The organism is Streptomyces sp. NPDC019531 (assembly GCF_044903305.1).
Lineage (GTDB): Bacteria > Actinomycetota > Actinomycetes > Streptomycetales > Streptomycetaceae > Streptomyces.
On sequence record NZ_JBJDQL010000017.1, the window covers coordinates 19,148 to 43,631 of the forward strand.

The following is a 24,484-nucleotide window of genomic DNA, read 5'->3' on the forward strand; positions in this document are numbered from 1 at the left end:
TCCTCATTCGTGTGTGGTGGGGAGATCGGTGTGGCTGTTCAGGTGGGCGCAGGTGATCAGGTCGAGGTAGGCGCACCCGGTGGAGGCGAAGACCGTGCGCCGTCCGGCGAAGTCGTCCGACGCGGGCCCCACCAGGACGTCGAGTTCCACGGCGTGGACGTGGCTTCCGCCCGCCTCGGCGACGGCCGTGCCCAGGTCCTCGACGACGACCACGCTGGTGCGCAGGAGTTCGGCGGGCAGTTCGCGGGACTCGGTGGTGTGCGCGCCCATGCAGTTGATGTGCGCGTGGTCCGGGAGGCCGTCCGCCGGGACCGGCAGGGGTGTGGTGGACGTGGTGGCGGTGGACAGGATGTCGGCGCCCCGGCTCGCCTGCTCGGCGGAGTCGCACACCACGACCTCCACGGGCGAGCCGGCGGTGGCCGCCATGGCGCCAATGTCGCGGGCGAACGCGGCGGCGCGGCCCGCGTCCCGGGAAAAGACCCGTACCTCGGCGAGGTCGCGCACCGTGGATACGCCGAGGAACTGCTGACGGGCCTGGACCCCCGCCCCGATGATCCCGAGGACCCTGCTGTCCGGCGCGGCGCACCGGTCGGTCACCAGGGCCGTCACCGCCGCGCACTTGAGGTTGGTGACGGTGGCGCCGTCGAGCGCGCCGAGGTAGCGGCCGGTGGAGACGGAGAACATCGGCACCAGGGAGGTGACGGTGGAGCCCCGGCCCGGCACCGGCGACGCCACGATGGTGGCGACCTTGTTGACGTACAGGTCGTGGTCGGGCGACACGGCGGGCATGGAGATGAACCGCGTGCCCGCCGTGTCCTCGACGGTCTCGCGCGGCGGGACCAGCATCCGTGTGACGGAGCCGCCGCGCAGCGCGTCCCCCATTGCCTTGGCCAGCGAGCGGACGAACCACACGGACGAGGTCGGCGCGGTGCCCGTGGCGTCCGTGGCCGTCACAGGAAGCCGTCCAGTACGTCCTGGAGGGCGTCGATGAACTTCTCGGTCATCTCGGTCGTCATGTCGCCGCGCAGCATCAGCCGGATGCCGGCCTGTCCGCGCGGGACCACCGGGAAGAACATCGCCGAGCAGTAGTAGCCGCGCCGGTACAGCTCGGTGGCCAGCTCCACGGCCCACTCGTTCTCGCCCACAGTGACGAACTTGATGTGCGAGCCCGTGCCGCGGATCGGGCGGTCCTTCATCCGCTCGTCGAACAGGGCGATGTTCTCGGCGAGTTGGCGCTGGCGTTCGCCGAGTTCCGGGGAGCGGTGGACGGATATGCTGCCCAGGGTGGTGCCGATGGCGGCGGTGCGCAGGCCTTGGGACCAGCCCATGGGCCCTGAGCGGTAGAGGAAGTCGAAGACGCTGTCCGAGCCGAGCATGGCGATACCGCCGGTGCTGCCGAACGCCTTGGCGGTGGAGGCGACGATCATCGTGCGCTCGTCGAGTTCCCGGAAGACCGAGCGCGCGTAGCCCTCGCCGTTTTCCCCCTGGGTGGACAGGGCGTGCGAGTCGTCCATGTAGACGTACATGCCGTACCGCTCCTGAAGGGACTTGATGCCCTCCAGGTCAGCGAGGCCGCCGGTGGAGTAGGCGCCCTCGCAGACGTAGGCGACCCGCGGGTACTTGCGGCAGACGTCCTGGAGGAACTCCATGTCGTTGTGCGGGGAGGTCAGGACGAGGGTCTCGTCGGCGACGACCGGCTTGACGAAGTTCATGGAGAAGTGCGCGAACCGGTCGAAGACGACGACCAGCGGGTCGGTGCCGGTGATGTGCCCGGAGGCCAGCATCGGCAGCACCGCGGAGCTGATCACCCCGCAGGAGATCGACGGCAGCACGGGCGTGCCGAACAGCGCCGAGAGCTCCTCCTCCAGCCGGTGCGCGGCTTCCAGACGGATCCGGAACTCGGCCATGGCGAGGCCGGTGACGTTCTCCGCGCGCAGGGCGGCGACACCAGCCTCGACGACCGTGGGGTGGCTGTTGAGGCCGAGGTAGGAGCAGGAGGCGAGGTTGAGGAACTCGTGGCCGGTGCGCACGTCCCGCAGCCGGTTCTGGCCGTTCGTGGCGTCGACGCGGATGTCGAGCATGCCGTGCTCGCCGGCCAGCTTCCAGGCCGCCTCGCCCGCCGGGACCATGCGCTGGTTGTTGCGGAACCGGTGGGGTCCCATGGTGGTGTCGTACGGGGTGCCGGTCACCGTGTCGCGGGTGTGCATGCGTCTCCTCGTGGCGCGGGGGAGGGGGAGGGGACGGCGGACGCGGGCGCCCGCAGGAAGGCGCCGAGCCGTGCGAGCGCCTCACGCGCCTTCGCCAGGCGGGTGTGGTGCAGATGCCAGACGTGGACCATGCCCGGCCAGACCTCCAGCCGGACCGGCACCCCGGCGGCGGCGAGCTTGGCGGCGAAGCGCTCCGCGTCGCTGTGCAGCATCTCCCGCTCGCCGACCTGGATGAGCACGGGCGGGAAGCCGTACGGATCGCCGTAGTGGGGTGAGGCGTACGGGGTCTCGGGGGCGGTGCCGGCCAGGTACGCCTTCTGAACGTCGGCCACCACCGACCGGGTGATGAGCGGGTCGATGGCCTCCTTCGAGGCGAAGGTCTCCCCCGTGCCGGCCAGGTCGGTCCAGGGCGAGACACAGGCCGCGGCCCCGGGCATCGGCAGTCCCCGGTCCCGGGCGGCGAGCAGCAGCGCGAGGACCAGCCCGCCGCCGGCCGAGTCCCCGGCCACGACGACCGACTCCGGCGCCCGGCCCTCGGCCAGCAGCCCCGCGTACACGCTCAGCGCGTCCTCCAGGGCCGCCGGGTAGGCGTGCTCGGGGGCCCGGCGGTACTGGGGATGCAGGAACGGGATGCCCGCGGCGCGGGCCGCCTCGCCCACCATGCTGCCGTGGCTCCGCTGCGAGCCGAACACATAGCCGCCGCCGTGCAGCCAGAGGCCGACGTGGTCTCCGTCGGCCTCCGGCGGCGTCAGCAGAAAGCCCGGCACACCGCCCACCCGCGCCTCGGACACCTTGATGTCCTCGGACACGGGGGTGCCCCACCGGTCGTAGAACTCACGCCCCTCGAAGAGATCCTCGGGCCAGTCGTCGGCCTGCAACAGGTCGAGCAGGTCCGCCAGTTCGGCCTCGTCGACGGTGTCCATGCCCGGCACGGGCGGGCGGTGCGGCGCAGTCATGCGGGCCTCAGCTCTGCGCGGCGGGCACGGCGCCGACACCCAGGTGGTAGCGGTCGTGGTCGGGGGTGTCGACGTCCGGCACCGTGACGTGGACCTCGGGGAGGGGAAGCCGGTAGTGGCGATACCAGTTGTCGAGGTTCTCGCCGTCCTCAAACTGGAGTTCGATGTGGCGCAGGGGGCGCTTGCCGGGCTTGGCCGGGTCGGTCAGGCGGGGGGTGGTGCCGGCGTGGGCGAGCCCGCCGGAGACCTCGTTGTTGAGGACGACCATGACCATGTCGGCCTCCAGGTCGACGTCCAGGGCGAGCGAGTGGTCGGCGAGGATCGCCTCGGTGTACTCCTGCTTGACCGCGACGTTGTAGCTGTGCGGCATCAGCTCGACCAGGTCGGCCGGGTCCACACCGCTGACCCGGCAGAACTCCCGGGTGTCGCTCACGATCGGCAGCCCGCCGGTGATGTTCGTGTACGGGCCGTAGACGTTGCCGATGAAGGTGGTCGCCGCGTCGAAGTGGACGCACTTGGTGGTCAGGAACTCACGCGACTCGGTGTGGTCGGAGTTGGGCGTGAAGCGGGTGTTCTTGTTGAACCCGTCGACGTCCATGCTGGCGACCTGGTCGTATCCCATGACGACCGGGGTGTGCAGCGAGAAGTCGACCTCGGCGCTGAACTCCTTGAAGACCGCCTCGAAGTAGTCGCGGACGAGGGCGGCGTCGGCCTCGTCGCGGATGTCCCGTCCGTGCTTGGCGAGCAGCGCGCTCGCGCCGCGCAGGACGGCGAGGCCCGCGCCGTCGGCGACGAGGTCCACGAGGCGGGTGACGAGCTCGCCGGGTACGTTGGTGAACCTGCCGTCCACCAGGCTCACTTCGTAGGCGGAGACGTCGATGTCGGCCTGCTTGACGATGTCGGTGATCGTGGTGCTCACTGTGTCCTCCACGGTTGCCGGGGGTTGGTCTCGGCTAGCGGGTGCGTGGTCGTGGGCGGGCGGGCGGGCGGGCGGGGTCAGCGGATCGGGCGCGCCTGTCCGTCGTGCAGCGCGAGCATGCGGCGGGCTCTGAGGACGAAGGGCGGGGCGAGGACCCGGTCCTTGCCCACGGAGAAGCCCCGGTCGTCGGCCTCGTAGTCCTTGATCGTCTGGCGGAACCCGTCCAAGTCCCCTGGGTCGACGGTGAACGTGTCGAGGATGGGCGCGAGGTGCTTGGGGTGGATGGCCGCCTTTCCGGTGAAGCCGCACTGCTTGGCGGCCTCGCACTGGGCGCGCACGACGTCCATGTCCCACAGTTCGAAGGAGTTCGTGTCGATGACCGGCAGGCCGTAGCGGGACGCGGCCACGCACATCCGGGCCCGGGCGTGGGCCAGGTACGACTCGTCCGGCGCCCACATCTCGGCGACCAGGTCGGCCTGTCCGAAGCAGAGTCCGTCGCTGGCGGCGGCGATGTCGAAGGCGTTCTCGACCGCGTCCACCGTCTCGACGAAGCTACAGATCTCCGGCGGGTCGGCGAGGCGCGACAGCAGGGAGCGGTAGATGGCCACGTCACGTCCGGCGGCGACCTTGGGCACCAGGACCGTCCGCAGCGGAACGCCGCCGATCTCCCCACCGAGGGCGAGGATCGTCTGGATGTCGAGCAGTCCGTCGGGCGTCTCCACACTGTTGATCCGCAAGGAGACCCCGGACAGTCCCGTCCCGGTCAGGTCGACGTCGGCGAGGCGCTCGCGCGCGGTCGGCTTCGCGTGTTTCGGTACCGAGTCCTCCAGGTCGAGGACGAGCGCGATCGACTGCCGGGGCACGTTCTTCAGAAGGGTGTCGGCGCGGGACGCGGGCACGTAGAAGAGGCAGGGGTCGACCTTCACGACCGGGCCCCACGTCCGAACAGCGCGTCCATCTTCTCCAGCGAGAACGTCTCGTAGCGGATCGGGTCGTAGAGGGCCTCCCGATCCCGTGTGAACATCGGGAAGCACTCGATGACCGCGTCGTCGTTGGCCAGCTTGAAGAAGACGATCGACTGCCGCGGCCGGTCCACGAGTTTGACCCGGTGCGGGGTCGAGACGTATTCGTCGTTGGACCAACGCGCCATGAGATCACCGATGTTGACGATGAACCAGTCACGTTCGGGCACGTCCACGTCGATCCACTCGCCCGACAGGTCCCGCAGCTGCAGTCCCGGGCCGTCCTCGGTGAGCAGGGTGATCAGCGTGCCGTCGGTGTGCTCGCCCATGCCCTGGTCGTTGCGGAACTCCGTCTTCACGCCCGGGTAGAACTGGGAGCGCAGCGAGTCGTTGGAGCGGTCGGTGCGTATGGCGAAGAAGTCGCGCGGCAACTCCAGGGCGACGGTGAGCAGTTCGGTCAGCCGGGCGGCGACGCTCTCGCAGGCCGCGAAGTAGGTCTTCAGGGCGGTGCGCAGGGCGTCGCCGTCCGGGTCGGCGGGGAAGGGCAATTCCTCGGTGTCGTCAAGGACGAGCCGGCCGACGCTGAACTTCTCGACATAGTCCGAGGGCATGCCCTGCCGGCCGGTGTAGGCGTAGGCGTTCTCGGAGAGCAGGGCGCTGTAGCCGTAGGGGCTGTAGTCGTTGTCGCCGCGGGCGGTACTGGTGCGCATCGGCAGCGCGTTCTTCTGCCCGGCCGGCCGCCGGAAGAAGTCGAGGGACAGCTCGTAGGCGTCGTCGAAGACCTTCCTGTCGATGCCGTGGTCGCGCACGATGAAGAAGCCGACCTCGGTGCAGGCCCGGGAGATCTCGTCGGCGACCTTCTTCTCGTCTCCGTACCGGGCCGGGTCGAGGCTGATGACCGGGAGTGCCGTCATGGTGGGTCTCCTGTTCTCAGGGGGTGCGCACGGAGGCCAGGAGCGTGCGGTCGAACTCGATGACCTGGACGCCGTCCTGGTTGCGGCCCACGGTGTGGACAGTGACGATGCCCTCGCCCTGCCGGGTGGCGGACAGGCGCTTGGCGACGATGGTGGTCTCGGCGTAGAGGGTGTCCCCGACGAACACGGGAGCGTTCAGCCGGACCTTGTCCCAGCCCAGGTTGGCGACGGCCTTCTGGCTGATGGTCCTGACCGTCATGCCGTTGACGATCCCGAAGGTCACCAGGCTGGAGACGAGCAGCTTCTTGAAGGGGGTGCCGGAGGCGTAGACGTCGTCGATGTGGAGCGGGTGCTGGTTGAGGCTGAGCAGCGAGTTCCAGATGTTGTCCGTCGTGGTGATCGTGCGGCCCGGGCGGTGCTCGAAGACCTGGCCGACCACGTAGTCCTCGTAGTGCAGGCCGACGTCCTCGCGGAAGCGTCCCGGTTCGATCTCGACGTAGGCCGACGGTGTCGTGTCGCTCAACGGGCCGCCTCCCTCGGTCCGGCCAGATGCGGCAGGGGATCGCTCCCATGGGTTCGGACACCACCGCGGTGCAGTGCGGCGCGCACCGCCAGGGCCACGGCGCCCCGGTGCGTATCGGCGAGGCCCACGCCCCACACCGGGCGGTCCTCCACGAGCAGCCGGGCGTAGCAGGCGTGCGCGGCACCGGTGGGGGGTCCGGCCTCGCCGGGGGTCAACTGGTCCACCTCCGCGCGGACTCCGCGGGCGCGAGCCGCGGCGAGCAGCTGCTCGACCGGGTCGTCGGCGCCTTCGGCGGGGGCCGGGAGTCCGGGCCGGCCTCCGGTGCAGTACTCCGTCCGGAAGGTGTCCCAGATCCGGTCCGGCTGCACCTCCACCCCGGTCACGTCGGTGATCCGCTGGATCACCCCGGCGAACTCGACCCGCAGCTCGACGGGCAGGTCGAGCCCCCAGCGGGAGCGCAGCACATGGGCGATCCCGCCCTTGCCCGACTGGCTGTTGACCCGGATGACCGCCTCGTAGCTGCGGCCGACGTCCTTGGGGTCGATCGGCAGGTACGGCACGTCCCAGGGCAGTTCACGGGCCGGCAGCTGCGCTTCGGCGGCCTGCCGGTCGAGGTCGGTGAGGCCTTTGGCGATGGCGTCCTGGTGGGTGCCGGAGAAGGCGGTGAAGACGAGTTCGCCCGCGTACGGGTGGCGTGGCGGCACCGGCATCTGGTTGCACTCCTCGACGACCCGACGGATCTCGGGGAGGTCGGAGAGGTCGAGCTGGGGGTCGATGCCGCGGCTGAACAGGTTCAGCGCCAGGGTGACCAGGCAGACGTTGCCGGTCCGTTCGCCGTTGCCGAAGAGGGTGCCCTCGACGCGGTCGGCGCCCGCGGCGAGCGCGTATTCGGCGGCGGCCACCGCGGTGCCGCGGTCGTTGTGGGGATGCACCGACAGGATGATCGAGTCGCGCCGGTCGAGGTGCTGGTGCATCCACGCGATCTGGTCGGCGAACACATCGGGTGCGTGCATCTCGACGGTGCTCGGGAGGTTGAGCGTCAGGGGCCGCTCCGGGGTGGCGTCGACGATCTCGGCGACCGTGTCGGCGATCTCCAGCGCGAAGTCGGGCTCGGTGACGTTGAAGGTCTCCGGCGAGTACTCGAACCGGATCTCCCCGTCGGCGCGTTCCGCGAGCCGCACCATGTGCTCCGCGCTCTGCCGGGCCAGCGCCAGCACCTCCGACGGCGTCATCCGGAAGACGACCTCGCGCCACAGGCAGGAGGTGGCGTGGCACAGGTGGACCACGGCGCGGTCCGCTCCCCGCACCGCCTCGAAGGAGCGGTCGATGAGTTCGGGGCGGGCCGGCGTGAAGACGGTGACGGTGACGTCGTCCGGTATACGGTCGCCGGTCACGAGGTGCCGTACGAAATCGAACTCCGCCTCGCTGGCCGAGGGGTAGCCGACCTCGATGTCCTTGAACCCGAGGCGGAGCAGAAGGTCGAACAGCTTCCTCTTGCGGCGCTGGTCCATCGGGTTGGCCAGCGCCTGGTTGCCGTCGCGCAGATCCACCGAACTCCACAGTGGGGCGTGGTCGAGCGGACGGTCCAGCCAGGTGCGCGGGCCGGGCCGGTGCGGTTCCAGCGGTCCGGGCCGGTGGTAACGGTGGATCGGCATCCCGGACGGCTGCTGCGGGTTCCACCAGGCTTGAAGAGTCGAACTGAGGGCGGGCGATGGTGACTTCATAGATTTTCCCCTTGGCGAACCTGCGCGTTACTCACGAACGCTCTGAGCGGCGGCACACTGGGCTCTACGCTGTCCACATAAGCATTTCCTGCAGGAGAAGCGCTTGCCTCTCCATGCAGGAAATTAGACGCATTGCGATTCTCCAATGTCAAGATATTCCAGCTGTGCGTGCGTCGGCCTGGCTCAACTCGCCTGCGACTCACACCCTTTGACGGATCGTCAGGACTTGTCGCGGTCCATGTCGGCGCGGCCGTCGGTCGCGCGGATGAAGCGCGTCATCCCGAACTGGCTCGCACCCGGGGGGTCGGCGGGCGCGGTCGTCGACGACTCGCCGGCCGGCCCGTCGGAGGGCAGGACGTAGGGGCGCCGGAACACCTCGTCGAGGATGAAGACGGTCTCGGTGGCCCGCACTGCGGGAACATTCGCGAGCCGCTCGGTGACCAGTCGGTGCACGGCCGCCACGTTGGGCACCCGGATCTGGATCATGGCGTCGTGCTGGCCGGTGGTGACCGCGCAGTACTCGACCTCGGGCATCGCCGCGAGCGTCGCCCGGAACTGCTTCCACATGTCCTGGCGGACCGTGACGAAGACCAGGGCACAGATGTCCAGGCCGACCCGGGCGGGGTCGACGCGGGCGGTGAAGCCCTCGATCACCCCGTCGTCGACCAGGGACTCGAAGCGGGTGTAGGCGCCGGCCCGGGAGATCCCGACCCTCTGCGCGAGGGCCGCGACGGAGATCCGGCCCTGAGTCCGCAGGACGTCGAGGATCTTCAGGTGGACGGCGTCGAGGGTCAGACCGATGCCGATTCGTCCAGTCCGGTCGCCGGATGACGAGTCACCTCTGGACACATCTCCCACGGCAGCCCCTTTCCCAAGACTTCCATCCAGAAGGCTCCCATTTCACTGGAACTTCTGTGTAGCTTCACCCCACCCTAGCGATGAATTGTCCAGGGCGTTCCCTTCCTCCGCCGTCGGCGACGTTGCCCGGCCTCCCCCTCCCCCGCTCAGCCCTGCCCCAAGCACGGAGAGACGCATGTCGAGACTACGTACCGGTCCGTCCCCGGTCACCGCCCTGTCCCTGCTCGCGGTCGCGGCGCTCACCCTGAGCGCCTGCTCCGGCGGGTCCACGTCGGGTTCCGCCGGTGGCGGCAGGACCCTGGTGATCGACACGTCGTTCAACCTAAAGACCGCCGACCCCGGGCGGGAGTTCGAGCCGACCGGCCAGATCGTCGACAAGGCGCTGTACCAGACCTTGCTGACGTTCAAGGGCGGCGACGTCACCAAGCCCGTCCCGGAGCTGGCCACCTACCAGCAGTCCTCGGACGGTAAGACGCTCACGCTGAAGCTGCGCTCGGGCGCGAAGTTCTCCGACGGCAGTGCGGTCACCGCCGACGACGTGGTCTTTTCCCTGAACCGGGTGATCGGCCTCAAGGGCAACCCGTCCTTCCTCCTCGACGGCGTGACCGTGACGAAGACGGACGCCACCACGGTCACCCTGACCTCCAAGAAGGCCAATCCGGCACTGCCGTTCATCCTGCCCAACCCGGCGCTGGGGATCCTCGACAGCAAGACGGTCAAGGCCAACGGCGGCACCGCGACCGCCGCCGACAAGGCGGAGACCTACCTCAACGCCCACTCGGCGGGCTCCGGCCCGTACACGCTGACCTCGTTCAACACCAACACTCAGGTCGTGCTGGAGAAGAACCCGAAGTACACGGGCTCGACGAAGCCGACGTACGACAAGATCGTGATCCGCAACGTGCAGGCGCCGACTCAGAAGCTGAACGTGCAGCGCGGTGACAGCCAGATCGCCCTCGACCTCACGGCCGACCAGGTGCAGGGGCTGGCCGGCGGTCTGAAGGTGCTCAGCGGCACCTCCTCCGACGTGGTGTTCCTGCTGCTCAACCAGGACAAGAAGATCAGCTCCACCACCTCGAACGCGAAGTTCGCCGAGGCCGTGCGTAAGGGCGTCGACTACGCCGGCCTGCTGTCCCTCGCGGGCAAGGGCTCGGTCCAGGCCTCCGGGGTCATCCCGTCGACCTTCGTCGGCGCGCTGCCCGCTGCGCGGGCGACCTCCAGGGACCTGGCCGGGGCCAAGGCCGCACTCGCCGCGAGCGGGCTCAAGAACCCGTCGGTGACGCTCGGCTACCCGAGCGACCTGACCGTGGACGGCCTGTCCCTCCAGACGATCGCCGAGCGCCTCCAGGCCCAGCTGAAGGAGGTCGGCATCACCGTGAACCTCGCCCCGGCGCCGACCACGACGGAGCTGGACAAGTACCGGGGCGGCAAGGAGGAGGCGGGGCTCTGGTACTGGGGCCCGGATTACCCGGACCCCAGCGACTACCTGGTCTTCCTGCCCGGGAACCTGGTCGGTCTGCGCGCCGGCTGGAAGGCGGGCGCCGACCCGGAGCTGACCGCCCTGGGCGAGAAGGCCGCCACGACCATCGGCAACGACGCCCGCAAGGCGCTGTACGAGCAGATCCAGACGAAGCTCAACGCCTCCGGGCCGTTCGTCCCGCTGCTCCAGCCCAGCCGCCACACCGTGACCGCCGCCTCGGTCACCGGCATCACCTACAACCCCGTCTGGACGATCGATGTCGCAGCCGCCGGCAGCAAGTAAGTCAAGCAGGGGTGGGGCCGGGCGGCTGCGGGACCGGGTCGCCACCGCCCGGCACCGCCACCCGTTCGCGTACTTCCTGGCCCGGCGCACCGGCACGGCCGTCCTGCTGATGCTCGGCGTCACGCTGGTGACCTTCGTCCTCACCAACCTGGTGCCGGGCGACCCGGCCGCCGCCGCCCTCGGGCAGCGGGCGGTCGGGGACCCGGCGATCGTCGCCCGCTTCCGGGAGCACTACGGCCTCGACAAGCCGCTGCCCGTCCAGTTCCTGACCTACCTCGGCAACCTCCTCCAGGGCGACCTCGGCGAGTCCCAGCAGAGCCACCAATCCGTCCTCACCGACCTGCGCGCGGCGGTGCCGGCCACCGTGGAACTCGCCGGCACGGCGATCGTGCTGTCCCTCGTCATCGGCGTGGCCTTCGGGGTGATCGCGGCCCTGCGCCGGGACCGGCTCACGGACCAGGTACTGCGCGTGCTCAGCCTGTTGGGGGTGTCGGTACCGACCTTCTGGCTCGCGCTGCTGGCCTTCTACATCTTCTTCTACCGCCTGGGCATCGCTCCCGGCAGCGGACGCCTCGACCCCGGCATGACCGCGCCGCCGGACATGACCGGCCTGTACACGGTCGACGCGACGCTCGCCGGACAGTGGCCGGTCTTCTGGAGCGCGGTACGCCATCTGATGCTGCCCGCACTGGTCCTGACCGCCTACACGGTCGGCCTGCTCACCCGGTTCACCCGGTCCGCGGTGCTCGAAGTGCTGGGCCAGGACTACGTCCGTGCCGCCCGCGCCAAGGGGCTGCCCGGCCGGACGGTGCTCTCGCAGTACGTGCTGCGCGCGGCCCTGGTCCCGGTGATCACGGTCGCCGGACTGGCCTTCGGCGCGCTGCTGTCGGGGACGGTCCTGGTGGAGGCCATCTTCGCCTGGCCCGGCCTCGGCGCGTACGCCTACCGCAGCGCGACCACGCTCGACCTGCCCGCCGTGATGGGCGTCGGTCTGGTGGTCGGCGTGATCTATCTGCTGGTCAACCTCGCCGTGGACGTGCTGTACGGCGTGATCGACCCGAGGGTGAGGGTGAGTTGAGGTTCAGCGTCCTGAAACGCCTGCCGAGCGCCTGGCGCCGGCCCCTGGCGATCACCGGAGGTCTGGTCACCGTCTTCTGGCTCGTCGTCGTCCTCGCGGCGCCGCTGCTCGCCCCGCACGACCCGCTCGCCCAGGACCTGCCCCGGCTGGCCTCGCCCGGCGCGGGCCACTGGTTCGGCACCGACGAACTGGGCCGGGACGTCCTGAGCCGGGTGCTCTACGGAGCCCGGATCTCCATCCCGCTCGCGCTGCTGCTGGTCGTGCTGTCCCTTCTGGTCGGCGGGACGCTCGGTGCCTGCGCCGGGTTCTTCGGCCGGTGGGTGGACGAGACCGTCATGCGCGTCGCCGACCTGGTCTTCGCCTTCCCCACGGTCATCCTCGCGATGGTCGTCGCGGCGGCGCTCGGCGCCAGCCTCCAGAACGCCGTACTGGCTGTCCTGGTCGTCTCCTGGCCGTCGTACTCACGCGTCACCCGGGGTCTGGTGATGGGCATCCGCTCCCGGGAATTCGTGCTCAGCGGACGGCTGTTGGGGTTCTCGCCCTGGCGGTCGCTGCGGATCGACGTGCTGCCGAACGTCCTCGGGCCGCTGCTGGTGCTGGCCACCCTGGACATCGGCACCGCGACGCTGCTGCTGTCCGGGCTGTCCTTCCTCGGGCTCGGCGCGAAGCCGCCCGCCCCCGAGTGGGGCTCGATGGTGGCCGCGGGCACCCAGCAGTTCGACAAGTGGTGGATCGGGGTCTTCCCGGGCCTGGCCATCCTCACCGTGGTCCTGGCCTTCAACTTCCTCGGCGACACGCTGCGGGATGCCCTGGATCCCACCGCCGCGCGCACGATCGGCGCGGAGAAGGAGCGGGTGGCATGAGCGCGCTGGAGATCACCGGGCTGACCGTGGACCTGCCCTCGGGCGGCCGGATCCTGCACGGCGTGGACCTCGTGGTGGAGGCCGGCCGGATCCACGGCCTGGCCGGGGAGAGCGGCTCGGGCAAGACGATGACCGGCCTCGCCGCGCTCGGTCTGCTGCCGCAGGGCGCACGGACGGGCGGCCGGATCCTGCTGGAGGACACGGCCACCGACCTGCTCACGATCTCACCCAAGCAGCTCAACTCCCTGCGCGGGAACGCGATCAGCATGGTCTTCCAGGACCCGTCCACCAGCCTGCACCCCATGCTGAGCGTCGGGCACCAGCTCACCGACCACCTCCGCCACCATCTGCGCCTGAACCGCAAGGCCGCCCGCGCGCGGGCGGTGGAATTGCTCGGCCAGGTGCGCATCCCGGGCCCCGAGGAAGCCCTGGGGCGTTACCCGCACCAGTTCTCCGGCGGCATGCGCCAGCGCATCGCGATCGCGGTGGCCCTCGCCTGCGATCCGAAGGTCCTGATCGCCGACGAACCGACGACCGCCCTCGACGTCACCGTCCAGGCGGGAGTGCTACGGCTGCTGCGCCGCCTGTGCGACGAACTGGGCCTCGCCGTCCTGCTCGTCACCCACGACCTAGGCGTGATGTCCGCGCTCGCGGACACGGTCAGTGTCATGCGCCACGGCCGGGTCGTCGAGACGGGACCGCGCGCCCGGGTGCTCACCGCGCCGGAACACGCCTACACCCGCAGTCTGCTCGACGCGCTTCCGGACCACGCAGCCACGGGCCCGGTCGATTCCTCCAGGAGTACATCATGACCCCGCCGCTGCTGTCGGTCTCCGACCTCGTCGTCCAGTACCACCGGTCCGGTGCCCCGCCGGTCCGGGCGGTGGCGGGCGTCAGCCTGGACGTCGGCCCCGGTGAAGTGGTCGGTCTCGTCGGCGAGTCGGGCTGCGGCAAGTCGACGCTGGCCCGCGCGGTCTGCGGCCTGACGGCACCCTCCGAGGGCGGCATCGACTTCGACGGCACACCGGTGCGCCCGCTCGGCATACGGCGGCGCGACCCCGCCCTCACCCGGATCCAGATGGTCTTCCAGGACCCGTACGGCTCGCTCAATCCGCGCCGCCAGGTGGGCGCGCAGATCGCGGACGGTATCCGTACGGCCGCCGAGCGCGGGGAAGTGACGGGCGACGCCACTCCGGACCAGTATCTGACCCGGGTGGGGCTGCCCGAGTCCGCCGCCGGACGCTATCCCCACGAGTTCTCGGGCGGCCAGCGCCAGCGCATCGCCATCGCCCGGGCCCTGGCCGCACAGCCACGGCTGCTGGTCGGCGACGAACCGATCTCCGCGCTGGACGCCTCCGCGCAGGCGCAGGTCGCCACGCTGATGCGGTCCCTGGCAGTGGAGTCCGGGGCCGGGCTGCTGTTCATCAGCCACGACCTGTCCGTCGTACGGCTGATCGCCGACCGCATCGCGGTCATGTACCTCGGGCGGATCGTGGAGACCGGGCCGACGGCCGAGGTCTGGGACGCCCCGCGCCACCCGTACACCAAGGCACTGCTGGCCGCTGTCCCGCGGCCCGACGGCGCCGGGATCCTGCCCACCGAACTCCCCGGGGACGTGCCCGACCCCGCCGCCCCGCCCGTCGGCTGCCGCTTCCATCCGCGCTGCCCGGCCGCCTTCGACGGCTGCGACCGCGAGGAACCACAACTGATCGCGGGGGGCGTGGCCTGCCGCCTCTACGCGGCGTGAGATCCCCCGTTTCCCCCACCTGAACCCGTGCCCGAACTCGAACCTGTACGGAGACCCCCCAAGTGAGCACCGTCCAAGCAAGCGCCAAAGCTCTCCACCTCACCGACCGGCTGGAGCGCGCCCGCCAGGCCACCGCGGCTGCGGGGCTCGACGCGCTGCTGATCAGCCCCGGCGCCGACCTGCGCTATCTCACCGGCTACGACGCCAAGCCGCTCGAACGGCTCACCTGCCTGGTCGTGCCCGCGGACGGCGAATCCTTCCTCGTCGTACCAGAGTTGGAGCGGGCCGCCGCGCACGCCTCGCCGGCCGGGAGCCTCGGCATCGAGATCACCGGCTGGGGCGAGACCGAGGACCCCTATGCCGTGGTCGCCGCGCGACTGCCCCGCGGTGCCGCCCGCGTCGCCGTGGACAACCACATGTGGGCCGAGAAGACCACTGCGTTCCGCACCGCGCTCCCCTACACCCACCAGGGCCTCGCCGGAGCCGTGCTGAACGACCTGCGGATCCGCAAGGCGCCGGACGAGGCCGAGGCGCTGCGCCGGGCGGGTGCCGCCATCGACCGGGTGCACTCCCGGATGGGCGAGTGGCTGCGAGCCGGGCGCACCGAGCGCGAGGTCGGCCGCGACATCTCAGACGCGATCGTGGCGGAGGGCCATGTCCGGACCGACTTCGTCATCGTGGCCTCGGGCCCGAACAGCGCCAGCCCGCACCACGAGGTGTCCGACCGGGTCATCCGGCCCGGCGATCCGGTCCTGGTCGACATCGGCGGCACGACCGAGGACGGTTACTGCTCCGACTGCACCCGCAACTACGCGGTCGGGCAGCCGTCGCCGGACTATCTGCGGCTGCACGAGGTACTGCTGGCCGCGCAGCGTCTCCAGACCGTCAGTATCCGCCCCGGCATCACCGCCGGTGAACTCGACGCGATCGGCCGGGACTTCATCGCCGACGCAGGCTACGGCGCGTACTTCATCCACCGAACCGGGCACGGCATCGGTATGGAGGGCCACGAGGAGCCGTACATCGTCACCGGCTCGGACCTGGTGCTGGAGCCCGGTATGGCGTTCTCCGTCGAACCGGGCATCTATCTTCCCGACCGGTTCGGCGCCCGTATCGAGGACATCGTCATCTGCTCCGAAGACGGCGGTGAGCGGCTCAACCGCACCGACCGGGAACTGGTCGTCCTGCCCTGACACGGCGCACCGGCCCATCCGCCCGAACCCCGAGCGTCTCTCCCCCCTTTGCACAGGAGCCATCGCACATGCACGTTGCCGTCCCGTCCCCCACCGGCGGCGCCCGCCCCGGCGGATCCCCCGACGACATCTCAGCCGTGTGGGCAGTGCTCACCGGGATGTACCGCGCGTTCACGGCAGGGGACCGGCCGGGGATCGACTCCTTCCTTGATCCCGACGCGACCGTGTTCGACTCGGCGACCCCGGGCCTCATCAGCGGGAAAACGGAGCTGGACGAGGTACGCGACCAGCGTCCCCCGGCCGAAGCGGGGCCGCGGGAAACCGGTCTCGAAGCCCACGGCGAGACCATCGACGTCTTCGGACACCTCGCCCTCGCCCGGTACTGGCTGCGGGTCGACTACATCGCCCACCCGGCCCGAATGATCCGCAACACCGCCGTCCTGCAACGCGCCCACGGCTCGTGGCGAATAATCCACCTGCACGAGGACCTCCAGCAGGATCTCGTGAGCGGCATCCCCTGCGAGACGCCTGGCAGCCGATGAGACAGCGATGCCCCCGAGCCGTCTTCTCTGGGACAGGTCACGGGATGTGCCGGCCGGGTCCTGCCGAGCGTGATCGGGTGCGCCCGATCGCGACCCGTCAGCGGAATCCGACTGCGGGTGGTCAAGGAGTGCACCGGCCGACGCGGTTCTGCTCTGGACGAAGGGCGTGTCGACACCGATCGGTCCGAGCGCCTCCGCACCGCCGGGCGTGCCCAGCGGCTCGACCCGTCCGGGCAGCACCGAGGTGAAGAAGCGTGCGTTCTCGGCGACGAACGCGGTCTGCTCCGGCGGGACTTCGTCCTCCATGGTGATCGCCTCGACCGGGCAAACGGGTTCGCAGGCACTGCAGTCGATGCATTCCTCGGGGTTGATGTAAGCCATACGTCCCCCGACGTAGATGCAGTCCGCCGGGCATTCGTCGACGCAGGCGCGGTCCATGACGTCGACGCACGCGGCCCCGATGACGTAGGTCATGACGAAGTCTCTCCTTTGCTCTGTTGGGGTTCAGGCGCTGTTGGCGAGGGTTCAGGCACCGTCGGTCGCGAGCGCGGCCGACGGTGCCGGGCCTCACCCATCGAGGCGAGGATCACGTAACGGCGACGGGTGAACTCGGGCTCGAACTGCGCGCCGGGCCGTCGCGAGTTGGGGATGTCGACGACGTTGCTGACCTTGGCGGGGCGGGGTGTCAGCAGCACGATCCGGTCGGCCAGCAGCAGCGCCTCGTCGACGTCGTGGGTCACGAAGAGGATCGTGGTCTCGTACTGCTGCCAGACGGAGATCAGCAGTTGCTGCATCTCCGAGCGGGTCTGGGCGTCGAGCGCGCCGAACGGCTCGTCCATCAGCATCACTTGTGGGCGGGTGGCCAGCGTCCGGGCGAGTTGGACGCGTTGCCGCATGCCGCCCGACAGCTGGCCGGGCAGGTGGTCGGAGAATCCCTCGAGTCGACCTGGAACAGCAGGTCCTCGGCCTGTCTGCGTCGTTCCCTACGCGGTACGCCGCGCAGTTTCAGGGCGTACTCCACATTGCGTACGGCCGAGCGCCAGGGCAGCAGCGCATCCTCCTGGCGCCCCTCTCCGGTGTGTCGATCTCCAAGAGCCGGACGCGGGCCACGGTGCCTTTCGGCACGATACGGCCGTCTCCGCGCACTTCGATGGTGTCGCCATCGATGACGCGCAGCACGACCACACCCGATGGCGCCGTATCCGGCGGTGGCTTCGTAGTCGGAGGGGGCGAAGATGTCGGAGGGGGCGAAGATGTCGGAGGGCTTGTGTCCGGCTGTGAGGTGACGTCGCGCGGCTGGGAGGGCACCGACGGCTACGGTGCCAAGCTGGTGGAAGTCTCCGTCGTCGGGACGCTGGAGGCCGTCGTATCGGAGGTGGTGGATTTCCGGTCCTGCTCTTCCAGGAGTGCTCCAAGCCCACCGATGGCCACGAGGAGACCGAGCACGACCAGGACCGCTGCGATCCATGGATGCTTGACGTATCTGGGCCGCGGCGGACGGGACGGGCTCGATCGGCGGCGCCACGCGCCCCGATCGGGAGGAGGCGGGGGACGCATGCCGCCTTCCCGGGGCGGGGAAATACTGCCTCTTCAGTACAGCATCGTCCCGCTATGGCCGCCCATGCGGGTGCCCTGACCAGCCCGAAAACGTACCTGACATCTCATCAGAACGAGCGTCAAATGAGCGTCACGAGCGTCATTTCAGCGTCAAGATATCGCCCGTAACGCCCACATCGCACATAATGCGCACGCGCAAAACCGCAGGTCAGGAGCCCTTCACGGCCGGTTCAAGGACCGCGACACACTCCACGTGATGCGTCATCGGAAACAGATCGAACACCCGCAACGACCGCACCCGATACCCCCCGTCCCGGAAGTACCCCAGATCCCGGGCCAGTGCCGCCGGATCACAGGCGACGTACGCGATCCGCCGCGCCCCCAGCGACGACAGATGCGCGACCGTCTTGCGCCCGGCTCCCGCCCGCGGCGGATCCAGGACGATCAGGTCGACCTCCGTGATCCCGGTCCGCGGCAGCACGGACTCCACCTTGCCCTGCTCGATCCGCACGCGGTCGAAGTCGGCGAGGTTGTGCCGGGCGTCCTCGACCGCACGCTTGCCGGACTCGATACCGAGGACGGCACCCTTCTCGCCGAGGCGGTCGGCGAGGGCGCCCGCGAAGAGGCCGACGCCGCAGTACAGGTCGAGCGCCATGTCGCCCTTGCGGGGCAGCAGGCCCTGCATGACCGCGGTCACCAGGGTGTCGGCGGCCTGCGGGTGAACCTGCCAGAAGCCGCCGCTGCCCACCCGGTGGGTACGGCCGTCGGCCCGCTCGCGGACGAACGCGCGGCCGTGGACGCGGTGGATGCCGCCGTCCTTCTCCTCGACGCGCATGACGGAGACGGGCTTGTCGAGTTCCACGAGGGGAAGTCGAGCGCCGGGAAGGGGCTCCAGGATGACCATGCGGTCCTGCGAACCCGTCGCCGCGATCGCCTCCACCGACGCCATCCCGGACCAGTCGCGCTCCTCGATGCCCAGCTCGCTCACCCCCGGCGCCGCGATCATGCAGTGCTCGATCGGCTCGACCTCGTGCGAGCGATGCCGGCGCAGGCCCGCACGACCGTCCGGGGACACCGCGTACTGCACGCGCGTGCGCCACGCGGGCACCTCGCCCGCGGGCAGCTTGTCGCCCTCGGCCGGCATCACCGTGCCGTCCCAGCCGGCCTCCTCGGGGGTGAGGCCCGCGAGCCGCTTCAGCTGCTCGGCGACCACCTCGCCCTTGAGGCGCCGCTGCGCGCCCGGCTTGGCGTGCTGCCAGTCGCAGCCGCCGCAGCGGCCGGGACCGGCGTAGGGGCAGGGCGCCTCGATCCGGTCCTTGGACGCCTCCAGAACCGAGACCGCGTCCGCACGCAGGAACCGCGCGCCCTCCTCGCCCTCCGTCACCCGCGCCACGACCCGCTCACCGGGCAGCGTGTGCCGGACGAACAGCACCTGGCCGTCGGCCGTACGGGCGATGCAGTGCCCGCCATGGGCGACGGGCCCCACCTCGACCTCGTACTCGACCCCCACCAGCGATTTCTTCGGTTCTGCCTGCATGGCGGGGTGACTCCACAACGTCAAGGGGGAAAGGCCGGACACCGGAGAACGGACGGCGGCCGGAACGACAGCCTACGAGTCTACTTCGGCGCCGACGTCTCCTTCGCCCGGTCCACAGCGGCCGGCCCCCGCCGCACCGCACCCGGCGCGTTCCACTCCTGCCGCTTCCTCGCGCGGTTCTTCGCCGCCTCCGAGGACTGGAGCTGGTAGGGCACCGAGGTCACCATGACCCCCGGCGTGAACAGCAGCCGGCCCTTGAGCCGGAGCGCGCTCTGGTTGTGCAGCAGGTGCTCGTACCAGTGGCCGACCACGTACTCGGGGATGATCACGGACACCGCGTCCCGCGGCGACTCCTTCCTGAGCCCCTTCACGTAGTCGATGATCGGCCGGGTGATCTCCCGGTACGGCGAGTCCAGGACCTTCAGGGGTACGGTGATCCCGCGCCGTTCCCACTCTTCGCGCAGTGCCTTGGTCTCGGCCGGGTCCACGTTGACGCTCAGGGCCTCCAGCGAGTCCGAGCGCATCAGCTTGGCGTAGGCGAGGGCGCGCAGCGCCGGGCGGTGGATCTTGGAGATCAGGACGACGGAGTGCACGCGGGACGGCCTCAGGGTGTCGTCGCTCGGGCCCTCGGGGGCGGCGATCTCCTCGGCGACCCGGTCGTAGTGCTTACGGATCGCCGTCATCGTCGCGTAGAAGATGCACATGCCGAGCAGCGCCACCCAGGCGCCGTGCGTGAACTTGGTGACGAGGACGACGACCAGGACCAGGCCGGTGAAGAAGGCACCGAAGGCGTTGATCGCGCGGGAGCGGATCATGTGGCTGCGCTTCGCGGCGTCCTTCTCGGCGGCCAGGTGGCGGTTCCAGTGCCGGACCATGCCGGTCTGGCTGAGCGTGAAGGACACGAACACGCCGACGATGTACAGCTGGATCAGCCGCGTCGAGTCGGCGCCGTAGATCCACACCAGGAGCCCTGCCGCGCCGGCCAGCAGCACGATGCCGTTGGAGAAGGCGAGGCGGTCACCGCGGGTGTGCAGCTGGCGCGGGAGGTAACGGTCCTGCGCGAGGATCGAGCCGAGCAGCGGGAAGCCGTTGTAGGCGGTGTTCGCGGCGAGGAACAGCACCAGCGCGGTGGCCGCGGCCAGCACGATGAACAAGAAGCTGCCCTTGCCGAAGACGGCCTCGGCGACCTGGGAGATCACCGGGTTCTGGACGTAGTCGGAGCCGAGGGCGACACCGTTGTGGATCAGGTCGACGGCCGGGTTCTCGGCCATGCGGACCTTGGTCACCATGGCCAGCGCGATGATCCCGCAGAACATGGTGACCGCGAGGAGGCCCATCGCGGCCAGCGTGGTCGCCGCGTTCTTCGACTTGGGCTTGCGGAAGGCCGGCACGCCGTTGGAGATCGCCTCGACACCGGTGAGCGCGGCACAGCCGGACGAGAAGGCGCGCAGCATCAGGAAGACCAGGGCGAAACCGGCCAGGCCCTGGTGTTCGGCCTTGATGTGGTAGTCCGCCGTCGGCGCCCGCATGGTGTCGTCGAGAACCAGCCCGCGGAACGCGCCCCACGCGATCATGACGAAGACGCCCGCGACGAAGACATAGGTCGGGATCGCGAAGAGCGAGCCGGACTCCTTGACCCCGCGCAGGTTCATCAGCGTCAGCAGGATGATCACGGCGATCGCGCAGAGCACCTTGTGCTCGACGACGAAGGGGACCGCGGAGCCGAGGTTCTCGATGCCGGAGGCGATGGAGACGGCGACGGTGAGGACGTAGTCGACGAGCAGGGCGCTGGCGACCGTGAGGCCCGCCTTGGGACCGAGGTTGGTGTTGGCCACCTCGTAGTCGCCGCCGCCGCTCGGGTAGGCGTGCACGTTCTGCCGGTAGGAGGCGACCACCGTGAACATCAGCACGACGACCGCGACGGCGATCCACGGGCTGTAGTGGTACGCCGACACACCCGCGATGGACAGGACCAGCAGCACCTCGCCGGGCGCGTACGCCACGGAGGACAGCGGGTCGGAGGCGAACACGGGAAGGGCGATGCGCTTCGGCAGGAGCGTTTCCCCGAGCCGGTCACTGCGCAGTGCGCGCCCGATCAGGATGCGTTTGGGCACGTCGGTCAGTTTGGACACAACAGAGAAGCGTAGGCGTTCGAACGGGCGCCCAACCACCCGGCACCCCGCATCTGCTCTCCGGGTGAAAACAAGACACTCTTCGGCTACGGATTCCGCAGGTGGACAGATCGGCATGCCTATATGACAAGACCCCGTCCATCGCCGCCCCCGGAGGTCCCGTGCACACGACCGCAGAGCTGATCGGCGCCGCCGCCACCGTCGTCGGCCTGGGAATCCTCATGCTCGCCAGCGTCCGCAGCATCAGCCGCCGCTGATCGACACGAAGAGACAGATCGACAGGGAGACACGGGCAACCGTGCACAGGGGTGCCGTCGTCCTACCGCGCGTGTGTAGCTTGGGCGTCGGTCTGAGACCCTGATGTGGCTGAGCAGTAATTATTGACACCGGAAGGACGGTCGTGCACATCGTCATCATGGGCTGCGGGAGAGTGGGTTCCGCTCTCGCCCAGACCCTGGAGCAACAGGGGCACACGGTCGCCGTGATCGACCAGGACCCCACCGCCTTCCGACGACTGGGCTCCGGTTTCGGCGGTCGTCGTGTCACCGGAGTCGGCTTCGACCAGGACACCCTGCGCGAGGCGGGCATCGAGGAGGCCGGCGCCTTCGCCGCGGTCTCCAGCGGCGACAACTCCAACATCATCGCCGCCCGTGTGGCCCGCGAGATGTTCGGCATCGAGAACGTCGCGGCCCGCATCTACGACCCCCGCCGCGCCGAGGTCTACCAGCGCCTGGGCATCCCGACGGTGGCCACGGTCCGCTGGACGGCCGACCAGATGCTCCGCCGACTGCTGCCGTCCGGCGCGGAGCCGCTGTGGCGTGATCCCACCGGTGGGGTCCAGTTGGCCGAGGTGCACGCCTCGACCGCCTGGGTCGGCCACAAGATCAGCAAGATGCAGGAGGAGACGGGCGTCCGGGTGGCGTTCCTGACCCGCCTCGGCGAAGCGATTCTGCCCACCTCGCAGACGGTGCTGCAGGAGGGCGATCTGGTCCACGTGATGATGCGCACGGACGACATCGAGAAGGTCGAGGCGACCTTCTCCGAGGGCCCCGAGGAAGAAGGCGGTCACTGATGAGGGTCGCCATTGCCGGTGCCGGTGCGGTCGGCCGCTCGATCGCGGGCGAGCTGCTGGAGAACGGCCACGAGGTCCTTCTCGTCGACAAGGCGCCGACCGCCATCTCGGTCGAGCGCGTCCCCCAGGCGGAGTGGTTGCTGGCCGACGCCTGTGAGATCACCTCCCTGGACGAGGCCGCGCTCCAGCGCTGCAACGTCGTGATCGCCGCGACGGGCGACGACAAGGTCAACCTGGTCGTCTCTCTGCTGGCGAAGACGGAGTACGGCGTTCCGCGGGTCGTCGCCCGTGTGAACAACCCGAAGAACGAGTGGCTGTTCAACGAGTCCTGGGGCGTGGACGTCGCCGTCTCCACCCCGCGCCTGATGTCGGCCCTGGTCGAGGAGGCGGTGAGCGTCGGCGACCTGGTCCGGCTGCTCCGCTTCAGCCACGGTGACGCGAACCTGGTCGAGCTGACCCTCCCCGAGGAGTCGGCCCTGGCCGGCACGCAGGTCGGCGACGTGGAGTGGCCCGAGGACACCTCCCTGGTCACCATCATCCGCGGCACCCGAGTCCTCACTCCGTCCCAGGAGGACTCCCTGGAGGCAGGCGACGAACTCCTCTTCGTGGCCGCCCAGGCCCGCGAGGAACAGCTGGAGGACCTGCTGTCGGTGCGCAGGGAAGACGCCTCTTAGGCTCTACGACGACGGAGGGCGCCCTGCACACGCAGGGCGCCCTCCGTCGTCGTAGAGCGATCTAGGCCTCGCGCCGGTGCCGCCCGCCCGCGGCTTCGGTGTCCCCGCGCTCCGCGGCCTGCGCCGCCTTGCGCTCCTCCTCGGCCTTCTCCTCGGCCTCCATCTCCGCAAACACATCGATCGGAGCCGGCGCCTTCGCGAGGAAGACCCACGTCAGCCAGACGGCCAGCAGGAAGGGCGGGATCTTCAGGGCGACCAGGACCCAGCCGAGTTGAGCCGTGTCGGCCCACCAGTACAGCGGGAAGAGGATCGCGCACTTGGCGAGCAGGATGCCGCCCCAGGCGTAACTGGCCTTGGCGTACGCCTTCTTGCGGCCGGGGTTGCGGGTGCGCCAGGAGAGGTTCTCCTTGAAGACCGGGCCGAGGATGAGCCCCATCAGCGGCACACCGGCGAGCGTCGTGATGACGTATGCCAGGCCCAGGCCCAGGGTGTACAGCATGCCGGGCAGGTAGAAGTTCTTGGCGTTGCCCGTCATCATCGCGAAGACGACACCGAAGGCGACGCCGAAGACCCCGCTGAAGGCGTGCTTGACGGTGTCGCGCATGACCAGGCGGACCACGACCAGCAACAGGGACACGGCGAGCGCGGCGAGCGCCGACAGGTGCAGGTCCTTGTTGATCGTGAAGATCGTGACGAAGAGCAGGCCCGGCAGAACCGTCTCGACCATGCCCCGGACGCCGCCGAACGCCTCGAACAGGGCGGCCTCGGTCACCGCCCGTGCGTCGTCGGTCTGAGTGTCTTGGGTCGGCTTGTCGAGAGACGTCACCGGCTACTCCCGTCCGAGGGGTCGGAGTTCGTACTTCGGATTGAACAGCACCCGGCGGCCCCGGCTCATCGAGATCCGGCCCGATGCGATCAGCTTGCGCCCCGGTTCTATCCCGACGATGGAGCGCCTGCCGAGCCACACCACGTCCAAGGCGGCGGAGCCGTCGAACAACTCGGCCTCCAGGGCCGGGACGCCCGCACGCGGCCGCAGGGTGACCGTGCGCAAGGTACCAGTAACGGTCACGATCTGGCGGTCGTGACAGTCGCCGATTCGGGTACAGCCGGCGGTCTCGGTGTCCTCGCGCAATTCCTCGGACTCCAGGTCCTCCTGCGACGAGGAGAGCCGGTCGAGCATGCGCCGGAACCGGCCCACCGGCTTCTCGGAACGAGGAACAGCACTCATATCCGAAAGCGTACCGGGGTGCGCCGACAGCCTTGT

At 69.8% G+C, this 24,484-nt stretch carries 23 protein-coding genes and 1 pseudogene; 9 read left to right on the forward strand and 15 right to left on the reverse strand.

The features are described from left to right. Positions 1 to 3 precede the first annotated feature (3 nt). From ACI2L1_RS20910 to ACI2L1_RS20950, 9 genes are all read right to left on the reverse strand, one after another. Positions 4 to 954, reverse strand: coding sequence for an ornithine cyclodeaminase family protein (locus ACI2L1_RS20910; RefSeq protein ID WP_404740831.1), 951 nt, complete (start codon positions 952 to 954; stop codon positions 4 to 6). Next, on the reverse strand, positions 951 to 2,207 hold the full coding sequence (locus ACI2L1_RS20915; protein WP_404740832.1) for an aminotransferase class I/II-fold pyridoxal phosphate-dependent enzyme: 1,257 nt from the start codon (positions 2,205 to 2,207) through the stop codon (positions 951 to 953). The genes ACI2L1_RS20910 and ACI2L1_RS20915 overlap by 4 nt, the downstream gene beginning before the upstream one ends. Then, positions 2,186 to 3,163 (reverse strand): alpha/beta hydrolase, encoded by a 978-nt coding sequence (locus ACI2L1_RS20920; RefSeq protein WP_404740833.1) that lies wholly within the window; start codon positions 3,161 to 3,163, stop codon positions 2,186 to 2,188. Before ACI2L1_RS20920 ends, ACI2L1_RS20915 begins: the two co-directional genes overlap by 22 nt. 7 nt (positions 3,164 to 3,170) lie before the next feature. Further along, positions 3,171 to 4,082 carry a hypothetical protein gene (locus tag ACI2L1_RS20925; RefSeq protein ID WP_404740834.1) on the reverse strand — a complete coding sequence of 304 codons (912 nt, stop codon included), beginning with the start codon at positions 4,080 to 4,082 and terminating at the stop codon, positions 3,171 to 3,173. Between the two features lie 77 nt (positions 4,083 to 4,159). After that, on the reverse strand, positions 4,160 to 5,008 hold the full coding sequence (locus ACI2L1_RS20930) for an HpcH/HpaI aldolase/citrate lyase family protein (RefSeq protein WP_404740835.1): 849 nt from the start codon (positions 5,006 to 5,008) through the stop codon (positions 4,160 to 4,162). After that, positions 5,005 to 5,958 carry an isopenicillin N synthase family dioxygenase gene (locus ACI2L1_RS20935; RefSeq protein WP_404740836.1) on the reverse strand — a complete coding sequence of 318 codons (954 nt, stop codon included), beginning with the start codon at positions 5,956 to 5,958 and terminating at the stop codon, positions 5,005 to 5,007. The genes ACI2L1_RS20930 and ACI2L1_RS20935 overlap by 4 nt, the downstream gene beginning before the upstream one ends. A 16-nt stretch (positions 5,959 to 5,974) precedes the next feature. Then, positions 5,975 to 6,481: a MaoC family dehydratase gene (locus ACI2L1_RS20940; RefSeq protein ID WP_404740837.1), complete on the reverse strand. Its 507-nt coding sequence runs from the start codon at positions 6,479 to 6,481 to the stop codon at positions 5,975 to 5,977. Further along, the gene (locus ACI2L1_RS20945) at positions 6,478 to 8,205 is read right to left on the reverse strand and encodes a 2-isopropylmalate synthase (protein ID WP_404740838.1); all 1,728 of its coding nucleotides are present in this window, start codon (positions 8,203 to 8,205) and stop codon (positions 6,478 to 6,480) included. Before ACI2L1_RS20945 ends, ACI2L1_RS20940 begins: the two co-directional genes overlap by 4 nt. 219 nt (positions 8,206 to 8,424) lie before the next feature. Then, complete coding sequence (locus ACI2L1_RS20950; protein ID WP_404740839.1) at positions 8,425 to 9,063, reverse strand: Lrp/AsnC family transcriptional regulator; 639 nt, start codon at positions 9,061 to 9,063, stop codon at positions 8,425 to 8,427. A 175-nt stretch (positions 9,064 to 9,238) separates the two neighbouring features. Here ACI2L1_RS20950 and ACI2L1_RS20955 point away from each other — a divergent pair, with 175 nt between their 5' ends. The 7 genes from ACI2L1_RS20955 to ACI2L1_RS20985 all read left to right on the forward strand — a co-directional run bounded on the left by ACI2L1_RS20955 (position 9,239) and on the right by ACI2L1_RS20985 (position 16,248). Continuing rightward, positions 9,239 to 10,825, forward strand: a complete 1,587-nt coding sequence (locus tag ACI2L1_RS20955; protein ID WP_404740840.1) for an ABC transporter substrate-binding protein — start codon at positions 9,239 to 9,241, stop codon at positions 10,823 to 10,825. After that, positions 10,800 to 11,903 (forward strand): ABC transporter permease, encoded by a 1,104-nt coding sequence (locus ACI2L1_RS20960; RefSeq protein ID WP_404740841.1) that lies wholly within the window; start codon positions 10,800 to 10,802, stop codon positions 11,901 to 11,903. Before ACI2L1_RS20955 ends, ACI2L1_RS20960 begins: the two co-directional genes overlap by 26 nt. Next, complete coding sequence (locus tag ACI2L1_RS20965; protein ID WP_404740842.1) at positions 11,900 to 12,766, forward strand: ABC transporter permease; 867 nt, start codon at positions 11,900 to 11,902, stop codon at positions 12,764 to 12,766. Before ACI2L1_RS20960 ends, ACI2L1_RS20965 begins: the two co-directional genes overlap by 4 nt. Continuing rightward, positions 12,763 to 13,578: an ABC transporter ATP-binding protein gene (locus tag ACI2L1_RS20970; RefSeq protein WP_404740843.1), complete on the forward strand. Its 816-nt coding sequence runs from the start codon at positions 12,763 to 12,765 to the stop codon at positions 13,576 to 13,578. The genes ACI2L1_RS20965 and ACI2L1_RS20970 overlap by 4 nt, the downstream gene beginning before the upstream one ends. After that, positions 13,575 to 14,513 carry an oligopeptide/dipeptide ABC transporter ATP-binding protein gene (locus tag ACI2L1_RS20975; RefSeq protein WP_404740844.1) on the forward strand — a complete coding sequence of 313 codons (939 nt, stop codon included), beginning with the start codon at positions 13,575 to 13,577 and terminating at the stop codon, positions 14,511 to 14,513. Before ACI2L1_RS20970 ends, ACI2L1_RS20975 begins: the two co-directional genes overlap by 4 nt. Before the next feature lie 62 nt (positions 14,514 to 14,575). Then, entirely contained in the window at positions 14,576 to 15,706 is a 1,131-nt protein-coding gene (locus tag ACI2L1_RS20980) for a M24 family metallopeptidase (RefSeq protein WP_404740845.1), read from the forward strand. A gap of 158 nt (positions 15,707 to 15,864) precedes the next feature. Next, the gene (locus ACI2L1_RS20985) at positions 15,865 to 16,248 is read left to right on the forward strand and encodes a DUF4440 domain-containing protein (protein ID WP_404740938.1); all 384 of its coding nucleotides are present in this window, start codon (positions 15,865 to 15,867) and stop codon (positions 16,246 to 16,248) included. Between the two features lie 156 nt (positions 16,249 to 16,404). Here ACI2L1_RS20985 and fdxA read toward each other — a convergent pair. The 4 genes and pseudogenes from fdxA to ACI2L1_RS21005 form a co-directional block, all read right to left on the reverse strand. Further along, positions 16,405 to 16,722, reverse strand: a pseudogene (fdxA, locus tag ACI2L1_RS20990) (ferredoxin); the annotation flags it as partial. Beyond that, the gene (locus tag ACI2L1_RS20995; protein ID WP_404740939.1) at positions 16,719 to 17,168 is read right to left on the reverse strand and encodes an ATP-binding cassette domain-containing protein; all 450 of its coding nucleotides are present in this window, start codon (positions 17,166 to 17,168) and stop codon (positions 16,719 to 16,721) included. The gene ACI2L1_RS20995 and the pseudogene fdxA, both read right to left, overlap by 4 nt. An 845-nt stretch (positions 17,169 to 18,013) precedes the next feature. Beyond that, positions 18,014 to 19,342 carry a class I SAM-dependent RNA methyltransferase gene (locus ACI2L1_RS21000; RefSeq protein ID WP_404740846.1) on the reverse strand — a complete coding sequence of 443 codons (1,329 nt, stop codon included), beginning with the start codon at positions 19,340 to 19,342 and terminating at the stop codon, positions 18,014 to 18,016. Positions 19,343 to 19,422: 80 nt separating this feature from the next. Further along, positions 19,423 to 21,474, reverse strand: a complete 2,052-nt coding sequence (locus ACI2L1_RS21005; protein WP_404740847.1) for an APC family permease — start codon at positions 21,472 to 21,474, stop codon at positions 19,423 to 19,425. Between the two features lie 400 nt (positions 21,475 to 21,874). On the opposite strand from ACI2L1_RS21005, the gene ACI2L1_RS21010 reads away from it, so the two are divergent. Together ACI2L1_RS21010 and ACI2L1_RS21015 are read left to right on the forward strand one after the other, a co-directional pair. Beyond that, on the forward strand, positions 21,875 to 22,546 hold the full coding sequence (locus ACI2L1_RS21010; RefSeq protein ID WP_404740848.1) for an NAD-binding protein: 672 nt from the start codon (positions 21,875 to 21,877) through the stop codon (positions 22,544 to 22,546). Continuing rightward, a complete protein-coding gene (locus ACI2L1_RS21015; RefSeq protein WP_404740849.1) occupies positions 22,546 to 23,220 on the forward strand; it encodes a potassium channel family protein in 675 nt (224 codons plus the stop codon). The genes ACI2L1_RS21010 and ACI2L1_RS21015 overlap by 1 nt, the downstream gene beginning before the upstream one ends. Positions 23,221 to 23,281: 61 nt before the next feature. On the opposite strand, the gene ACI2L1_RS21020 is transcribed toward ACI2L1_RS21015, so the two are convergent. Then, positions 23,282 to 24,046 carry a DUF3159 domain-containing protein gene (locus ACI2L1_RS21020; protein WP_404740850.1) on the reverse strand — a complete coding sequence of 255 codons (765 nt, stop codon included), beginning with the start codon at positions 24,044 to 24,046 and terminating at the stop codon, positions 23,282 to 23,284. Between the two features lie 3 nt (positions 24,047 to 24,049). Next, on the reverse strand, positions 24,050 to 24,448 hold the full coding sequence (locus ACI2L1_RS21025; protein ID WP_123763560.1) for an OB-fold nucleic acid binding domain-containing protein: 399 nt from the start codon (positions 24,446 to 24,448) through the stop codon (positions 24,050 to 24,052). Positions 24,449 to 24,484: the final 36 nt, after the last annotated feature.

Excerpts from the sequence above, each read along its gene's own strand:
- ACI2L1_RS20915 (WP_404740832.1), bottom strand. The coding sequence starts at position 2,207 with ATGCACACCCGCGACACGGTGACCGGCACCCCGTACGACACCACCATG.
- ACI2L1_RS20920 (WP_404740833.1), bottom strand. The coding sequence starts at position 3,163 with ATGACTGCGCCGCACCGCCCGCCCGTGCCGGGCATGGACACCGTCGAC.
- ACI2L1_RS20935 (WP_404740836.1), bottom strand. The coding sequence starts at position 5,958 with ATGACGGCACTCCCGGTCATCAGCCTCGACCCGGCCCGGTACGGAGAC.
- ACI2L1_RS20945 (WP_404740838.1), bottom strand. The coding sequence starts at position 8,205 with ATGAAGTCACCATCGCCCGCCCTCAGTTCGACTCTTCAAGCCTGGTGG.
- ACI2L1_RS20955 (WP_404740840.1), top strand. The coding sequence starts at position 9,239 with ATGTCGAGACTACGTACCGGTCCGTCCCCGGTCACCGCCCTGTCCCTG.
- ACI2L1_RS20960 (WP_404740841.1), top strand. The coding sequence starts at position 10,800 with ATGTCGCAGCCGCCGGCAGCAAGTAAGTCAAGCAGGGGTGGGGCCGGG.
- ACI2L1_RS20970 (WP_404740843.1), top strand. The coding sequence starts at position 12,763 with ATGAGCGCGCTGGAGATCACCGGGCTGACCGTGGACCTGCCCTCGGGC.
- ACI2L1_RS20975 (WP_404740844.1), top strand. The coding sequence starts at position 13,575 with ATGACCCCGCCGCTGCTGTCGGTCTCCGACCTCGTCGTCCAGTACCAC.
- ACI2L1_RS20985 (WP_404740938.1), top strand. The coding sequence starts at position 15,865 with ATGTACCGCGCGTTCACGGCAGGGGACCGGCCGGGGATCGACTCCTTC.
- ACI2L1_RS21000 (WP_404740846.1), bottom strand. The coding sequence starts at position 19,342 with ATGCAGGCAGAACCGAAGAAATCGCTGGTGGGGGTCGAGTACGAGGTC.
- ACI2L1_RS21015 (WP_404740849.1), top strand. The coding sequence starts at position 22,546 with ATGAGGGTCGCCATTGCCGGTGCCGGTGCGGTCGGCCGCTCGATCGCG.
- ACI2L1_RS21025 (WP_123763560.1), bottom strand. The coding sequence starts at position 24,448 with ATGAGTGCTGTTCCTCGTTCCGAGAAGCCGGTGGGCCGGTTCCGGCGC.